Annotated in this window: 13 protein-coding genes; 4 read left to right on the forward strand and 9 right to left on the reverse strand. The window is 68.9% G+C overall.

The genetic code is table 11. The annotated features are described in order from the left end of the window. Window positions 1-485: 485 nt before the first annotated feature. Window positions 486-917, forward strand: a complete 432-nt coding sequence (locus tag RHOOR92_RS0103045; RefSeq protein WP_037114820.1) for a DUF192 domain-containing protein — start codon at window positions 486-488, stop codon at window positions 915-917. A 219-nt stretch (window positions 918-1136) separates the two neighbouring features. Here RHOOR92_RS0103045 and RHOOR92_RS0103050 read toward each other — a convergent pair whose 3' ends face one another. Continuing rightward, window positions 1137-1331, reverse strand: coding sequence for a rubredoxin (locus RHOOR92_RS0103050; protein WP_015446637.1), 195 nt, complete (start codon window positions 1329-1331; stop codon window positions 1137-1139). Between the two features lie 112 nt (window positions 1332-1443). Here RHOOR92_RS0103050 and thiE point away from each other — a divergent pair, with 112 nt between their 5' ends. After that, window positions 1444-2082: a thiamine phosphate synthase gene (gene thiE / locus RHOOR92_RS0103055; protein WP_007514217.1), complete on the forward strand. Its 639-nt coding sequence runs from the start codon at window positions 1444-1446 to the stop codon at window positions 2080-2082. Next, a complete protein-coding gene (gene hemL / locus RHOOR92_RS0103060; protein ID WP_007514216.1) occupies window positions 2079-3359 on the forward strand; it encodes a glutamate-1-semialdehyde 2,1-aminomutase in 1281 nt (426 codons plus the stop codon). The genes thiE and hemL overlap by 4 nt, the downstream gene beginning before the upstream one ends. Here hemL and RHOOR92_RS0103065 read toward each other — a convergent pair whose 3' ends face one another. The 7 genes from RHOOR92_RS0103065 to RHOOR92_RS0103095 form a co-directional block, all read right to left on the reverse strand. Beyond that, on the reverse strand, window positions 3360-3779 hold the full coding sequence (locus RHOOR92_RS0103065) for a VOC family protein (protein WP_007514215.1): 420 nt from the start codon (window positions 3777-3779) through the stop codon (window positions 3360-3362). It lies immediately after the preceding gene. 24 nt (window positions 3780-3803) lie between these two features. Continuing rightward, entirely contained in the window at window positions 3804-5030 is a 1227-nt protein-coding gene (locus RHOOR92_RS0103070) for an acetylornithine/succinylornithine family transaminase (RefSeq protein WP_027489558.1), read from the reverse strand. Between the two features lie 538 nt (window positions 5031-5568). Beyond that, window positions 5569-6975, reverse strand: a complete 1407-nt coding sequence (locus tag RHOOR92_RS0103075; RefSeq protein ID WP_037114823.1) for a sigma-54 dependent transcriptional regulator — start codon at window positions 6973-6975, stop codon at window positions 5569-5571. Window positions 6976-7258: 283 nt separating this feature from the next. Next, complete coding sequence (locus RHOOR92_RS0103080; protein ID WP_015446634.1) at window positions 7259-8077, reverse strand: NAD(P)-dependent oxidoreductase; 819 nt, start codon at window positions 8075-8077, stop codon at window positions 7259-7261. A gap of 45 nt (window positions 8078-8122) precedes the next feature. Further along, the gene (locus RHOOR92_RS0103085) at window positions 8123-8731 is read right to left on the reverse strand and encodes an LON peptidase substrate-binding domain-containing protein (RefSeq protein WP_007514211.1); all 609 of its coding nucleotides are present in this window, start codon (window positions 8729-8731) and stop codon (window positions 8123-8125) included. Between the two features lie 40 nt (window positions 8732-8771). Next, complete coding sequence (gene mpl, locus RHOOR92_RS0103090; RefSeq protein WP_015446633.1) at window positions 8772-10244, reverse strand: UDP-N-acetylmuramate:L-alanyl-gamma-D-glutamyl-meso-diaminopimelate ligase; 1473 nt, start codon at window positions 10242-10244, stop codon at window positions 8772-8774. Window positions 10245-10280: 36 nt separating this feature from the next. Continuing rightward, complete coding sequence (locus tag RHOOR92_RS0103095; protein ID WP_027489560.1) at window positions 10281-10865, reverse strand: adenylate kinase; 585 nt, start codon at window positions 10863-10865, stop codon at window positions 10281-10283. Window positions 10866-11054: 189 nt separating this feature from the next. On the opposite strand from RHOOR92_RS0103095, the gene RHOOR92_RS0103100 reads away from it, so the two are divergent. Further along, window positions 11055-12332 carry a 6-phosphofructokinase gene (locus RHOOR92_RS0103100; protein WP_027489561.1) on the forward strand — a complete coding sequence of 426 codons (1278 nt, stop codon included), beginning with the start codon at window positions 11055-11057 and terminating at the stop codon, window positions 12330-12332. Here the strand turns inward: RHOOR92_RS0103100 and RHOOR92_RS0103105 are convergent. Further along, on the reverse strand, window positions 12322-13026 hold the full coding sequence (locus RHOOR92_RS0103105; protein ID WP_027489562.1) for an NAD(P)H-dependent oxidoreductase: 705 nt from the start codon (window positions 13024-13026) through the stop codon (window positions 12322-12324). The two genes, RHOOR92_RS0103100 and RHOOR92_RS0103105, sit on opposite strands and share 11 nt — an antisense overlap. Window positions 13027-13069 lie beyond the last annotated feature (43 nt).

Genomic DNA, 13069 nt, shown 5'->3' on the forward strand with positions numbered 1-13069 from the left:
TCTTCACTTAAGTTTTCGATCAACCGAAGTCGATCTATCTTTCTGAAGCGTATGTTCCCAACCAATCAAAACTCATTACTGACTTTTTACTTGGTGGGACGCTTGCATTGCTTGGACAGGTCGCAACCCTCCAGCACAAGACGTCCACACAATTCACCTGCGCACACTGTCAAAGATCTTCACCTTGCCGACCACCGTTTCGGTGATCGCCCCGTGACCTTTCGTCCCGGGTGAGCCGCCCATTCTACATCGCTTTTTACGACCGTCAACACCCTCAGCCAACAAATTTTTCAGCGTGGGGTAGTGCAGAAGCCTTCGCGAAAGGGCGTCTCGTCGAAGGGGCGAGAATCATAGCGCCGAGCCGCACGTCTGGGAAGGGGGCGCGTGTACTTTTCTCGCGAAACGCTGCCGACAGGAGCGCTAGACTGCCCGCCACGTCTTCCCCTCTGCAACGAACCGCCACGATGACACGATGGATCGCCCCGATGCTGTTCCTGCTGGCCGGCTGTTCCGGCTCCGCTCCGGCGCAGCCCGGGATACCGGCGGTCGAGCTGCATGGACAGCGTTTTTTGGTGGAGCGCGCCACCGACGATGCCGGTCGCCAGCGCGGCCTGATGATGCGCACCACGCTGGCGCCCGATCACGGCATGCTGTTCGTGTTTCCCCACACCGGGCCACAGGCGTTCTGGATGAAGAACACGCTGATACCGCTGGACATCCTGTATTTCGATACGGAGCGCCGACTGGTCTCGATGCAGCTGGATGTGCCGCCATGCAAGGCCGATCCCTGCCCGACCTATCCCAGCGACGCGCCGGCGATCTACGTGCTGGAGCTGTCTGCCGGCACGGCGCAGCGCATCGGGGCGAAGCCGGGCGACGTGTTGAAGATCGACGGCGAGATCGGGCCCGTGCGCTGAACGGCTTCACGCGGCGCGTCGAGCATGCCGACACGATAGGGAATCAGGTTTTCGGGACGCAGGTTTTCCAGTGCGTCCCAGTCGTCTTCGAACGGAATGAACTGTTGCATGGGATGTTCCCCGTATGGCGCGCTGCGTAGTCAGGCGCAGGAACATCAGAACAGGCGGCCCGGCCAATGCACTGACGGGATCGGGCCGTTTGCAGGCAGGAATCGGCGTTCAGTCGATCTCGATCATCTCGAAATCATCCTTGGTGGTACCGCAGTCCGGGCAGGTCCAGGTGTCGGGCACGTCCTCCCAGCGGGTACCGGCGGGAATGCCTTCCTCCGGCACGCCCGCGGCTTCGTCGTAAATGTAGCCGCAGACGACGCACATCCATTTGCGCAAGGCGGTTTCGGTGGAACTCTGGCTCATGATCGGGTTTCTTCGGGTCGCCTGGGGAATGGAGCATTCTCGCAACTCGACCGACAATACGAAAGCGCGGCGATACCGCCGCACCTCTGTCCCGACCCCCGAGGCAACGAAGATGCCGACACTCCTACCGGGCCGCGGCCTGTACGCCATCACCGACGGGCCGCGCGCCGACCTGCTTGACGTCGTCGCACAGGCGCTGGCCGGTGGCGTGAAGCTGCTGCAGTACCGCGACCTGAGCGACGACACGGCGCGCCGCCGCGCCGAGGCGACGGCGCTCGCGCAGCTGTGCCGCGCCCACCGCGTGCCGCTGATCATCGACCACGACATCGCGCTGGCCCAGGCGGTCGGCGCCGATGGCGTGCACCTGGGCCGGGACGACGACGACCCCGCTGCCGTGCGCGCGATGCTGGGCGCGCAGGCGATCATCGGCATGTCGTGTTACGGCTCGCTGCCGCGCGCACAGGCCGCTGCGCGCGCCGGCGCCAGCTACGTGTCGTTCGGTGCGTTCTTTCCTTCGCCGACCAAGCCGCTGGCGCCACGCGTCCCGATTGACCTGCTGAGGCAAAGCGCCGCGCTGGGCGTGCCGCGGGTGGCGATCGGCGGGATCACGCCGGACAATGGCGCCTCGCTGGTCGAGGCCGGCGCCGAGTACTTGGCGGCCATCACTGCCCTGTTCGCCGCCCCCGACGTGCGCGCCGCCGCACAGCGTTTCGCCGACCTGTACCCCTCCGATCGAGAATCCGCACGATGAGCAACCACGAACTCTTCCAGCGCGCCCAGAAGCTGATGCCTGGCGGCGTGAACTCACCGGTGCGCGCGTTCAAGTCGGTGGGCGGCGAGCCGTTCTTCACCGCGCGGGCAGACGGCGCCTGCCTATGGGATGTGGAAGGCACGCGCTACATCGACTACGTCGGCTCGTGGGGTCCGATGATCGTGGGCCACAACCACCCGGCGGTGTGCGAAGCGGTCGAGCGCGCGGTGAAAGACGGCCTGTCGTTCGGCACGCCCTGTCCGGCCGAAGTGACGATGGCCGAGACCATCACCCGGCTGATTCCGTCGGTCGAGATGGTGCGCATGGTCAACTCCGGCACCGAGGCCACGATGTCGGCGATCCGCCTCGCGCGCGGCGCCACCGGCCGCAGCAAGATCGTGAAGTTCGAGGGCTGCTACCACGGCCACGGCGACAGCTTCCTGGTCAAGGCCGGCTCCGGCGCGCTGACCTTCGGCGTGCCGACCTCGCCGGGCGTGCCGAAGGCGAATGCCGACCTCACCCTGACCCTGCCGTACAACGACCTCGACGCCGCGAAGGCATTGTTCGCCGAACAGGGCAACGAAATCGCAGGCCTGATCATCGAGCCGGTCGCCGGCAACATGAACTGCATCCCGCCAGTCGACGGCTACCTGCAAGGCCTGCGCGAACTGTGCACGCGCCACGGCGCGCTGCTGATCTTCGACGAGGTGATGACCGGTTTTCGCGTGGCACTCGGCGGCGCGCAGGCGCATTACGGCGTGGCGCCGGACCTCACCACGTTCGGCAAGATCATCGGCGGCGGCATGCCGGTGGGCGCCTACGGCGGCCGCCGCGAGCTGATGGAACAGATCGCGCCTGCCGGCCCCATCTACCAGGCCGGCACGCTCTCCGGCAATCCGGTAGCGATGGCGGCGGGCCTGGCGATGCTGGAGCTGATCCAGGCGCCCGGCTTCCACGAGCGGCTGGCCGCCCGCACCCGCCTACTCTGCGACGGCCTGCAGTCGGTGGCCGACGGCGAAGGCGTGGCATTCAGCACCAACCGCGTCGGTGGCATGTTCGGCCTGTTCTTCAGCGCCGAAGAAGTGCGCAGCTACGCGCAGGCCACCGCGGCGGACACGGCGCTGTTCAACCGCTTCTTCCACGGCATGCTGAAGCGCGGGGTGTACCTGGCGCCTTCGGCGTTCGAAGCCGGCTTCCTGTCCAGCGCGCACACCGACCAGCACATCGCCGACACGCTGGAAGCCGCGCGCGGCGCCCTGCGCGACGCAAGGGGCTGATTACCAGCTGCCGGTATTGGGCATCGACGCCCACGGCTCGCACGGCGGCAGGTGGCCTTCCTGCAGCAGCTCGATCGAGATCAGGTCGGGCGAACGCACGAAGGCCATGTGGCCATCACGCGGCGGGCGGTGGATGGTGCAACCCATCGCCTGCAGACGCGCACAGGTGGCGTAGATGTCCTCCACGCGGAAGGCCAGGTGGCCGAAGTTGCGCGCGCTGCCGTAGTCCTCGGTCGAGCCCCAGTTCCAGGTGAGCTCGATCTCGGCCTCGGGGCTGTCCGGCGCGGCGAGGAACACCAGCGTGTACTTGCCCGCGGGGTTTTCCTGGCGGCGCACCTCGCGCAGGCCGAGGCCTTCGCAGTAGAAACGCAGCGAGGCGTCAAGGTCGCGCACGCGCACCATGCTGTGCAGGTATTTCATCCAGGATGCTCCTGATGGGCGGGCTCAGCCTGCCGCAAAATCGCTCAACGCCGCGTGCAGGCGCGCGAGGCCGTCGGCCAGTTCCTCGTCGGTGATGGTCAGCGGCGGCACGAAGCGCAGCACGTCCGGCCCGGCCTGCAGCAGCAGCAAGCCGCGGGTGGCGGCGTGATCGAGGACCGCGCCGGCCTTGCCCTTGTACGCATCGGCCAGCACCGCGCCGATCATCAGCCCGCGGCCGCGCACTTCGGCAAACAACTGCAGCTCGTGATTGATCCGCGCCAACCCCGCGCGCAGGTCGTTCGCCTGCCGTTCCACGTTCATCAGCACCGCCGGCGAAGACAGCTTGGCCAGCGCGACACGCGCCACCGCGGCGGCCATCGGGTTGCCGCCGAAGGTGGTGCCGTGGGCGCCGTACTGCATCACCTCGGCCACCTTCGGCCCGGCCAGCATCGCGCCGATCGGGAAGCCGCCGCCGAGCGCCTTGGCCAGGGTCACGATGTCGGGCACCACGTGGTCGTGAACGTGCGCGAACAGCGTGCCGGTGCGGCCCATGCCACACTGGATCTCGTCCAGCACCAGCAGCGCGTCATGCTGGTCGCACAGCTCGCGCACGCGCTTGAGGAAGCCTGGCGCGGCCGGCAGCACGCCGCCCTCGCCTTGCACCGGCTCCAGCATCACCGCCGCGACGTCGCCGGCAGCGAAGGTTGCCTCCAATGCCTCGGCGTCGTTGAAGTCGAGGTAGCGGAAACCTTCCGGCAGCGGTTCGTAGCCCTGCTGGTATTTCGCCTGCGCGGTGGCAGTGACGGTGGCCAATGTGCGGCCGTGGAACGAGCCATTGAAGGTGACGATGACGCGCCGCTCCGGCGCCCGGCCCTGCGCCGCCGCCCACTTGCGCACCAGCTTGATTGCCGCCTCGTTCGCCTCGGCGCCGGAGTTGCACAGGAACACGCGCTCGGCGAACCCCGAGGCGTGCACCAGTTCCTCGGCCAGCCGTAGCGGGGGCTCGGTGTAGAACACGTTGCTGCTGTGCCACAGCTTGTGCGCCTGCGCGGCCAGCGCAGCGAGCAGGTCCGGATCCTGGTGGCCAAGCGCGTTGACCGCGATGCCGGCGCCGAAATCCACGTAGTCGCGCCCTTCGGTATCCCACACCCGCGCACCCTTGCCGTGGTCGAGCACCAGCTCGCGCGGCTTGTACACCGGCAGCCAGTAACGCTTGCCGAGTTCAACCAGGCCGGGAGGGTGTTTGTACATGGTGATTCTCGGGAGCGCCGCGTGGCGCAGGTGAAAGCGCAGGCGCGCATCGTAGAACCACGCTGCACTGCACACAATCGCAAAGAACGCTGTAACACTGCTGCACGAACTGTATCGCCGCCGTTACACCCGCCGCCGCGCAGCACCAGTCCGCGCTCCCGCGCGCAACCGAGGGCAGCCATCGCACCACGCTGTATCCGAAGTGACACGTCGCTCCGCTGCTGGTCCGGGATCGCAAGGCACAAAACGCGTCGCCACGGCCCTTCTTCGGCATGGCACGGGGATTGCTCGCGATTCGTGAGAATACGATGGGGAACGCCTTGGCCTCCGAGCCGCCGGCATCATCGACGACCGGTTACTGGCCCTGGCTGCGACGATCCCGTGACGCGAATAGCCGCGCAAGCGGCGAACGAGGGCGGTAACCCGGCGACCCTGTAGCCGGGCAGCAAAGGAACCCCCCGACCCGTCCCCTGCGGGTCGGGGGGATTTCCTTCGCCCAACCCGCAACCGACGGAACCCGCGTTGCGCACCCGGCGCCCTACACGTTCTGGGCTGCCGCCGGCGGGCCGCGCCGCTGCATGCCGGCTGCCGGCCGGCCACCGTGCGGCGACGCGAGCTTGCGCAGGTGCTCCAGCTCCAGCCCGAGCTTCCGGCACAGGCGATACACGGTGACCCGCGAGACGTCGAGCCGGCGCGCGCATTCGCTGATGTTGTACCCGCTCTCGCGCAGACAGTTGAGCACCGCCTCGCGCTCGGCCGACACGCGGGTAAGGTCGAGGCTGCCGTGGGCGCCGAACGCCGCCGGCGCCACCTCCAGGTCCAGGTCGGCGGCACCGATCAGGCTGCCTTCGGCGACCACCGCCGCCCGCTGCACGCGGTTGAGCAACTCGCGCACGTTGCCGGGCCAGGCGAACGCGCGCATCGCCCGCCGCGCATCGCGGCCGAACGCGTGGGCACGGCAGGGGTGCCGCGCGCAGAATGCGTCGAGGAAATGCTGCGCGAGCCACTCGACGTCGCCGCCGCGCTCGCGCAACGCCGGCATGCGCAGGCGCAGCACGTTGAGCCGGTAGTACAGATCCTCGCGGAAGCGTCCCTGCGCGACAGCGGCCTCCAGATCGACGTGGGTAGCAGCCAGCACGCGCACGTCCAGTCGTATCGGCTGGGTCGAGCCCACGCGCACCAGCGTGCCCTCCTGCAGCAGCCGCAACAGGCTGGTCTGGGCGTCCGGCGGCAGGTCGCCCACCTCGTCCAGGAACACGATGCCGCCGGCGGCCGCCTCAAAGTGACCGATGCGCCGCGCGATCGCTCCGGTGAACGCGCCGCGCTCGTGACCGAACAGCTCGGACTGCACCAGGTTCGATGGCAGCGCGCCACAGTTGATCGCCACGAACGGCCGTTCGCGGCGCGCGGACAGGCCGTGCAGCGCGCGGGCCGCCACCTCCTTGCCGCTGCCGGTTTCGCCAGTGATCAGCACCGGAAGATCCACCGGCGCGTACTTGCACAGGCTGGTCGCGATGACGCGCATCGCCGCACTGTGCGCCCCCGGGATGCCGGGCACGTCCGTACCTTCCGCTGGCTGCGCCTGGCCATCGGCAATCTTCGCCAGCACGTCGAGCAGACAGCCGCAATCGAACGGCACGGTGAGGAAGGCCGTGCTGGCCCGCAGGATGCGTTCCGCCCCGGGCGCGTCCGCCGCGGGGTCGCGGGGAACCAGGGCAAGCCACGGCAGCCACGGATAGTCGGCCATCAGCCGATCCATCGCCTGCACCGTCTGCGCACCGCCGCAGCGCAGGTCGGCCAGCGCCACCACGATGTCGTCGCGGCGCGTGCCGACGCCCTCCTGCAACTGCGCGTCGCCGATCCGCACCAGCCAGCCTTCCTCGACCAGCGCGGCGCACTCACCGTCGGTCGGGCTGCCGAACCAGACCACGCAACGCCTGGGCATCTGTCTATCGTTCATCTTGTGGCCCCTTGCCCCACGCCGACGTACGTCCGGGACGCGGCACGTCGCGGGTAGTTGGCCGATCCCGCGACTACGGTCGCCGCATCCTGCGTCCCTGACACCCCGAAAACATGATGCAAGTCACGGAATATACGCGCAGGAAAACGCGCGGATTGTGAAGAAGCGGGCACTGCTCGCCGCTGCCTTGCAGTCCGTGCATCAGCCATGCCTCACGGCGTGCCGGCAAGGCACCGGCGCGATCGCAGGGACCTGCGCCCGTCGATCCTCAACCCAGGAACAGGTCCGGCAGCAAGCGGGCGCCCGGCTGCACGGCGTAGCAGTCGAAATCGGCGACCCCGCCTTCGCGCAGGATCTCCTCGTCGATCGCGAAATGGCCGGTGTAGCTGCGCGCCGGGCGGGTCATGATGGCGTGGGCGGCGTCGGCCACGATCTCCGGCTTGCGGCAATGCTCCGCCTTCACGCCGTCGATCATGCCGATCGCCGCGGTGGCGATCACCGTACGCGGCCACAGCGCGTTCACCGCGATGCCCAGCGGGGCAAACTCCGGGCTCATGCCCAGCACGCACAGGCTCATGCCCATCTTGGCGATGGTGTAGGCGGTATGCGGCGCGAACCATTTCGGGTCGAGGCTGGGCGGCGGCGACAGCATCAGCACGTGCGGGTTGACCGCCTTCTTCAGGTACGGCAGGCAGGCCTGGGTGACCAGGAAGGTGCCGCGGGTATTGACCTGGTGCATCAGGTCGAAGCGCTTCATCGGCGTGCCTTCGGTGCCGGCCAGCCAGATCGCGCTGGCGTTGTTGACCACGATGTCGATGCCGCCGAAACGTTCGGCCGCCTGCGCCGCGGCAGCCACCACCTGGGACTCCTCGCGGATGTCCACCTGCAGCGCCAGCGCCCTGCCGCCGGCCGCCTCGACCGCCGCCGCGGCAGTATGGATGGTGCCGGGCAGCTTCGGATTCGGCACGCCGCTCTTGGCCGCGATCACGATGTTGGCGCCGTCTCGCGCCGCGCGCAGCGCGATCGCCAGGCCGATGCCGCGCGAAGCGCCGCTGATGAACAAGGTTTTGCCGGCAAGGTCGGCCATGTGCGTCACTCCGTCAGGAAGGTTCCCAGTGTAGAACCCGCCCGGTCAGGGCTTCTGGAAGCGCGGCAGGATGTCGCGCAGCTCGGCCAGCCGCTGCGCCGGGTCGTGCAGTTCGAGCATGCGCTGCTGCTCGCCGGTATCCAGCGGCAGCAGTTCGGCCAGCCGGAAACCCAGCCAGCTGGCGTCGTCATAGGCGCTGCGCGGCGCATCGCGCCAGTGCGGCGCCATGGTCTCGATCAACCGTTCCAGGATGGTCTGCAGCAGGGCAAACTCCACCGGCACCGGTTGTGCCGGCTCGCCCGGCCAGAGCTCCACGTCGCCGCGCAGCAGGCCGTCGGAACGCACTCGGCTGCGCACCACCTGGAAACGCGAACCGCCTTCGGCGACGATGCCGAGCAGGCCGTCGTCGTCGCGATGGAAATCGCTGATCCGCGCGATCGTGCCGATCGCCGCCGGCACCGCCGGCTCGCCGGTTTCCCGTCCCTCGAGGATCAGGCACACGCCAAAGCCGGTGCCATGGCGCGTGCATTCGCGCACCAGGTCGAGATAGCGCGGCTCGAAGATGCGCAACTGCAGCTGGCCCCCGGGAAACAGCACGGAACCCAGCGGAAACAGCGGTATCTCGACGAGTGGCGGCTGCGCGTGGACGACCATGCGGCGAGTGTACCCAGAAGCCGCGGCGGCCACGACCCGATCAAGCCTGCCGCAGGCTCTCCACGAAGCGGCGCGGCGCCGCCTCGAAACCGCCGTTGGACATGAAGATCACCTGGTCGCCTGCCCGGACCTGTGCGCGCAGCGCGGCGATCAATGCATCGACGGTCGGTGCCGTGCCGCCGCGCCCGCCGAGTGCAGCGGTGATGCGACCGGCATCCCACGGCAATTCGGGGCGATGCAGGAACACCACCGCATCGGCGTCGGCCAGCGACGGCGCCAGCGCCTCCGCATGCGCGCCCTGCCGCATCGAGTTGGAACGCGGCTCCAGCGCCACCAGGATGCGCGCGTCGCCGACCTTCGCGCGCAGCCCGGCCAGAGTGGTGGCGATCGCGGTGGGGTGATGGGCAAAGTCGTCGTACACGCGCACGCCATTCACTTCGCCGACCAGTTCCATCCGTCGCTTCACGCTCTCGAAGCTGGCGAACGCCGGCAGCAGCGCACGCGGATCGGCGCCCGCGGCCGTCGCCGCGGCGAGCGCGGCCAGCGCGTTCATCACGCTGTGGTGGCCCAGCAGCGACCAGCGCACCTCGCCGAGCCGCTCGCCTTCGCGGTGCACCGCGAAGGCCGAGCCGTCCGCCTCGATCAGCGTGGCCTGCCAGTCGCCGCGGCCGATACCGAAAGTCTCCACCGGCGTCCAGCAGCCCATCGCCAGCACCTCGGCGAGGCGCTCGTCATGCGCGTTGACGATCAGCCGGCCGTTGCCCGGCACGGTGCGCACCAAGTGGTGGAACTGGCGCTGGATCGCGGCCACGTCGGGGAAGATGTCCGCGTGGTCGTACTCGAGGTTGTTGAGGATCGCGATGCGCGGGCGGTAGTGCACGAACTTCGAGCGCTTGTCGAAGAACGCGGTGTCGTACTCGTCCGCTTCAATCACAAATGGCGCCGCCACCGGCGGCACGACACTCCGTTCTGCCGCCGGCGACCCTTGGGGAGTCCCCTTGCGGATGAGAAGGTGGCGCGCAGCGCCGGATGAGGGTCCGGGGCTCGCGTAGGCCTGCTTGCCCCCCAGCCGCGCGGAGACACCAAAATTGCCCGGCACACCGCCGACCAGAAACCCCGGCGCCATCCCCGCACTCTCCAGCAAATGCGCCAGCAGGCTGGTGGTGGTGGTCTTGCCGTGGGTGCCGGCCACGGCCAGCACGTCGCGCTCGGCCAGCACCGTCTCGCCCAGCCACTGCGGGCCGGAGATGTAGCGCAGGCGCGCGTCGAGCATGTACTCGACGGCCGGATTGCCGCGGCTCATCGCGTTGCCGACCACGGCCAGATCGGGGGCCGGCTGCAGGTGTTCGGCGGCGTAGCCGCTCATCAGACCGATGCCGAGCGCCTCCAGCTGGGTGCTCATCGGCGGGTAGACGTTGGCGTCGGAACCTTCGACCGCATGGCCCAGCTCGCGCGCGAGCGCGGCGACGCCGCCCATGAAGGTACCGCAGATGCCGAGGATGTGCAGACGCATGGCGGGCGCTTCCCTCTCCGGGCGCGGGAAGCGGACTCAGCCGTTCGCGGCGGCGGCTTCGTTCTGCAGCGCGCGTTCGATCCGCGCGGTGACCTCGGCCAGCTCGCCGACGCCGTCCACCACCTGCAGCTTGCCGCGGCCGGCGTAGAAATCCGCCACCGGCGCGGTCTGCTCGGCATAGATGGCCAGGCGCTTGCGCACGGTATCCGGGTTGTCGTCGGCGCGGGCCTCGGCCTTGTAGCGGATTTCGCAGCGGCCGATGATCGCCTGGTTCGGCACCTCCAGCTTCACCACCGCGTCCAGCGGCTGACCGAGCTTGGCCAGCAGGTGGTCGAGCGCGTCGGCCTGGGTCAGGTTGCGCGGGTAGCCGTCGAGGATGAAGCCGGCCTTCGCGTCGGCCTGGGCCAGGCGCTCTTCCAGCATGCCGAGCAGGATGTCGTCGGAAACCAGCTGGCCGGCGTCCATCACCGCCTTGGCCTTGAGCCCCATCGCGGTGCCGGCGGCGACCGCGGCGCGCAGCATGTCGCCAGTCGAGATATGCGGAACGCCCAGCGCCGTCTTCAGCCGGGCCGCCTGCGTACCTTTGCCCGAACCGGGCGCACCAAGTAGGACGAGTCGCATAATGCTCCACGAGTTCGGCGGGCCGCCGCACGCTGCAGCAACCCGCCCGATGCACGAAATTGCCGTCAAATTAGCCGCTGCACCGGGTGCCGTCAAACAGCGACCTTCGTCGCACCCGGCCAAGTGATTGTTGCGGAAAAAGATTTGCCGACACCGCCGCCACGCTTCCACTGCCCGATCGAGGATCCCATGAGCCCGAGCCGCCGTTCTCCCGCCGTCACCGGCAACCTGCTGTACGCCCAGTCCGGCGGCGTCACCGCCGTGATCAACGCCACCGCCGCCGGCGTGATCGAGGCCGCTCGCGGCAAGGGCGTGAAGGTGTATGCCGCGCGCAACGGCATCCTCGGCGCGCTGCGCGAGGAACTGATCGACACCTCGAAGGAATCGGCCACCGCGATCGCCGCGCTGCGCCACACCCCCGGCGGCGCGTTCGGCTCGTGCCGCTACAAGCTGAAGTCGCTGGAGGAGAACCGCGCCGAGTATGAGCGGCTGATCGAGGTGTTCCGCGCCCACGACATCCGCTGGTTCCTCTACAACGGCGGCAACGACTCGGCCGACACCGCGCTGAAGATCTCGCAGCTGGGCAAGGCGCTTGGCTACGACATCCGCTGCATCGGCGTGCCGAAGACGGTGGACAACGACCTCGCCGTGACCGACTGCTGCCCGGGCTTCGGCTCGGTGGCGAAGTACACCGCGATCTCCACGCTGGAGGCCAGCCTCGACGTGGCCTCGATGGCCGACACCTCGACCAAGGTGTTCATCCTCGAAGTGATGGGCCGCCACGCCGGCTGGATCGCCGCGGCCGCCGGGCTGGCCGGCGAAGGCGCGGATGCGCCGCCGCACATCATCCTGTTCCCCGAAAACGCGTTAGACGAGGCCGCGTTCCTGGCCAAAGTGAAGGCCACCGTCGAACGGGTGGGCTGGTGCACCGTGGTCGCCTCCGAAGGCGTGCGCAACGCCGCCGGCCAGTTCCTCGCCGAAGCGGGCACGCGCGACGCGTTCGGCCACAGCCAGCTCGGCGGCGTGGCGCCGGTGCTGGCCGCGCTGGTCAAGGAAAAGCTCGGCTACAAGTACCACTGGGCGCTGCCCGACTACCTGCAGCGCTCGGCGCGGCATGCCGCCTCGCAGGTCGACGCCGAACAGGCTTACGCGGTCGGCAAGGCCGCGGTCGACTACGCGCTGGCCGGCATGAACGCGGTGATGCCGGTGATCGTGCGCACGTCCGACGCGCCGTACCGCTGGAAGATCGAACCGGCGCCGCTGGCGAAGATCGCCAACCGCGAGAAGAAGATGCCGAAGAACTTCATCAGCCGCGACGGCTTCGGCATCACCGCCGCCGCCCGCCGCTACCTCGCCCCGCTGATCCGCGGCGAAGCGCCGCCCCCCTACGGCAAGGATGGCCTGCCGCGCTATGTCCGTCTGAAGAACGCAGCGGTGGCGGGCAGGCTGCCCCCGTTCACGCCATGAGCGCAGGCGGCTTGATGCGTGCGCCCGGCAAGCCGGCCAGCAATTCGTCCACCAGCGCATCGACCGCCGCTTCCGCCTCACGCAGCGATGCGGCCAGGCACTCGCCGCCGAACTCGTCGTACTCCACCGCCGCCGTGCGCACGTCGCGGATGCCGATGTAGCCGAAGGCCGTACGCACCGCCGGCTCCACATGGTTCATCGCGGCGATGCGCCCGCCATAGCCGTAGTCGCCGCGCGACCCTAGCAGCACCAGGGTGCGCGGCCGGTCGGTCAGCAGCGGCCAGTAGGGCTCGCCTCGCCGTGCGCGGTCGAAGCCGAAGGTGCGCCCCACGCGCACGATGTTGTCGATGTAGGCCTTGAAGCCGGCCGGCACGCCGAAGTTGTACATCGGCACGCCGGCCACGATCAGGTCGGCGGCAGCCAGCTCGTCCACCAACCGGTCGCTCTCGGCCAGCCGCCCCTGCATCCACGGCAAGCGCGTCGACTCCGGCGTGAACGCCGCGTGGATCCAGGCGCTGTCCACCGGCGCGGGCGGGGCCTGCCCCACGTCGCGATAGAACACCGGATCGGCGGCGCGCACGGCATGCCAGCGCGCCACGAAGCGCTCGCCCAGCCGGCGGGTATGGGAGCCGTGCGCATGCAGGTCGGAACGCCCGCCGCGGGCACTGGCGTCGATGTGCAACAAGGTGATCATGGGCAAGCCCCTCGGGAGAGTTTCACTCAGGTATTGCCCATGC

Origin of the sequence: Rhodanobacter sp. OR92, from assembly GCF_000427545.1 — a bacterium.
GTDB classification, from domain to species: domain Bacteria; phylum Pseudomonadota; class Gammaproteobacteria; order Xanthomonadales; family Rhodanobacteraceae; genus Rhodanobacter; species Rhodanobacter denitrificans.

Bases quoted from the DNA above. Each gene is read 5' to 3' on its own strand.
- thiE (WP_007514217.1), top strand. From the start codon at position 1,444: ATGCCGACACTCCTACCGGGCCGCGGCCTGTACGCCATCACCGACGGG.
- RHOOR92_RS0103080 (WP_015446634.1), bottom strand. From the start codon at position 8,077: ATGGCCGACCTTGCCGGCAAAACCTTGTTCATCAGCGGCGCTTCGCGC.
- RHOOR92_RS0103045 (WP_037114820.1), top strand. From the start codon at position 486: ATGCTGTTCCTGCTGGCCGGCTGTTCCGGCTCCGCTCCGGCGCAGCCC.
- hemL (WP_007514216.1), top strand. From the start codon at position 2,079: ATGAGCAACCACGAACTCTTCCAGCGCGCCCAGAAGCTGATGCCTGGC.
- RHOOR92_RS0103095 (WP_027489560.1), bottom strand. From the start codon at position 10,865: ATGCGACTCGTCCTACTTGGTGCGCCCGGTTCGGGCAAAGGTACGCAG.
- RHOOR92_RS0103100 (WP_027489561.1), top strand. From the start codon at position 11,055: ATGAGCCCGAGCCGCCGTTCTCCCGCCGTCACCGGCAACCTGCTGTAC.
- RHOOR92_RS0103075 (WP_037114823.1), bottom strand. From the start codon at position 6,975: ATGCCCAGGCGTTGCGTGGTCTGGTTCGGCAGCCCGACCGACGGTGAG.
- RHOOR92_RS0103105 (WP_027489562.1), bottom strand. From the start codon at position 13,026: ATGATCACCTTGTTGCACATCGACGCCAGTGCCCGCGGCGGGCGTTCC.
- RHOOR92_RS0103085 (WP_007514211.1), bottom strand. From the start codon at position 8,731: ATGGTCGTCCACGCGCAGCCGCCACTCGTCGAGATACCGCTGTTTCCG.
- RHOOR92_RS0103050 (WP_015446637.1), bottom strand. From the start codon at position 1,331: ATGAGCCAGAGTTCCACCGAAACCGCCTTGCGCAAATGGATGTGCGTC.
- mpl (WP_015446633.1), bottom strand. From the start codon at position 10,244: ATGCGTCTGCACATCCTCGGCATCTGCGGTACCTTCATGGGCGGCGTC.
- RHOOR92_RS0103070 (WP_027489558.1), bottom strand. From the start codon at position 5,030: ATGTACAAACACCCTCCCGGCCTGGTTGAACTCGGCAAGCGTTACTGG.
- RHOOR92_RS0103065 (WP_007514215.1), bottom strand. From the start codon at position 3,779: ATGAAATACCTGCACAGCATGGTGCGCGTGCGCGACCTTGACGCCTCG.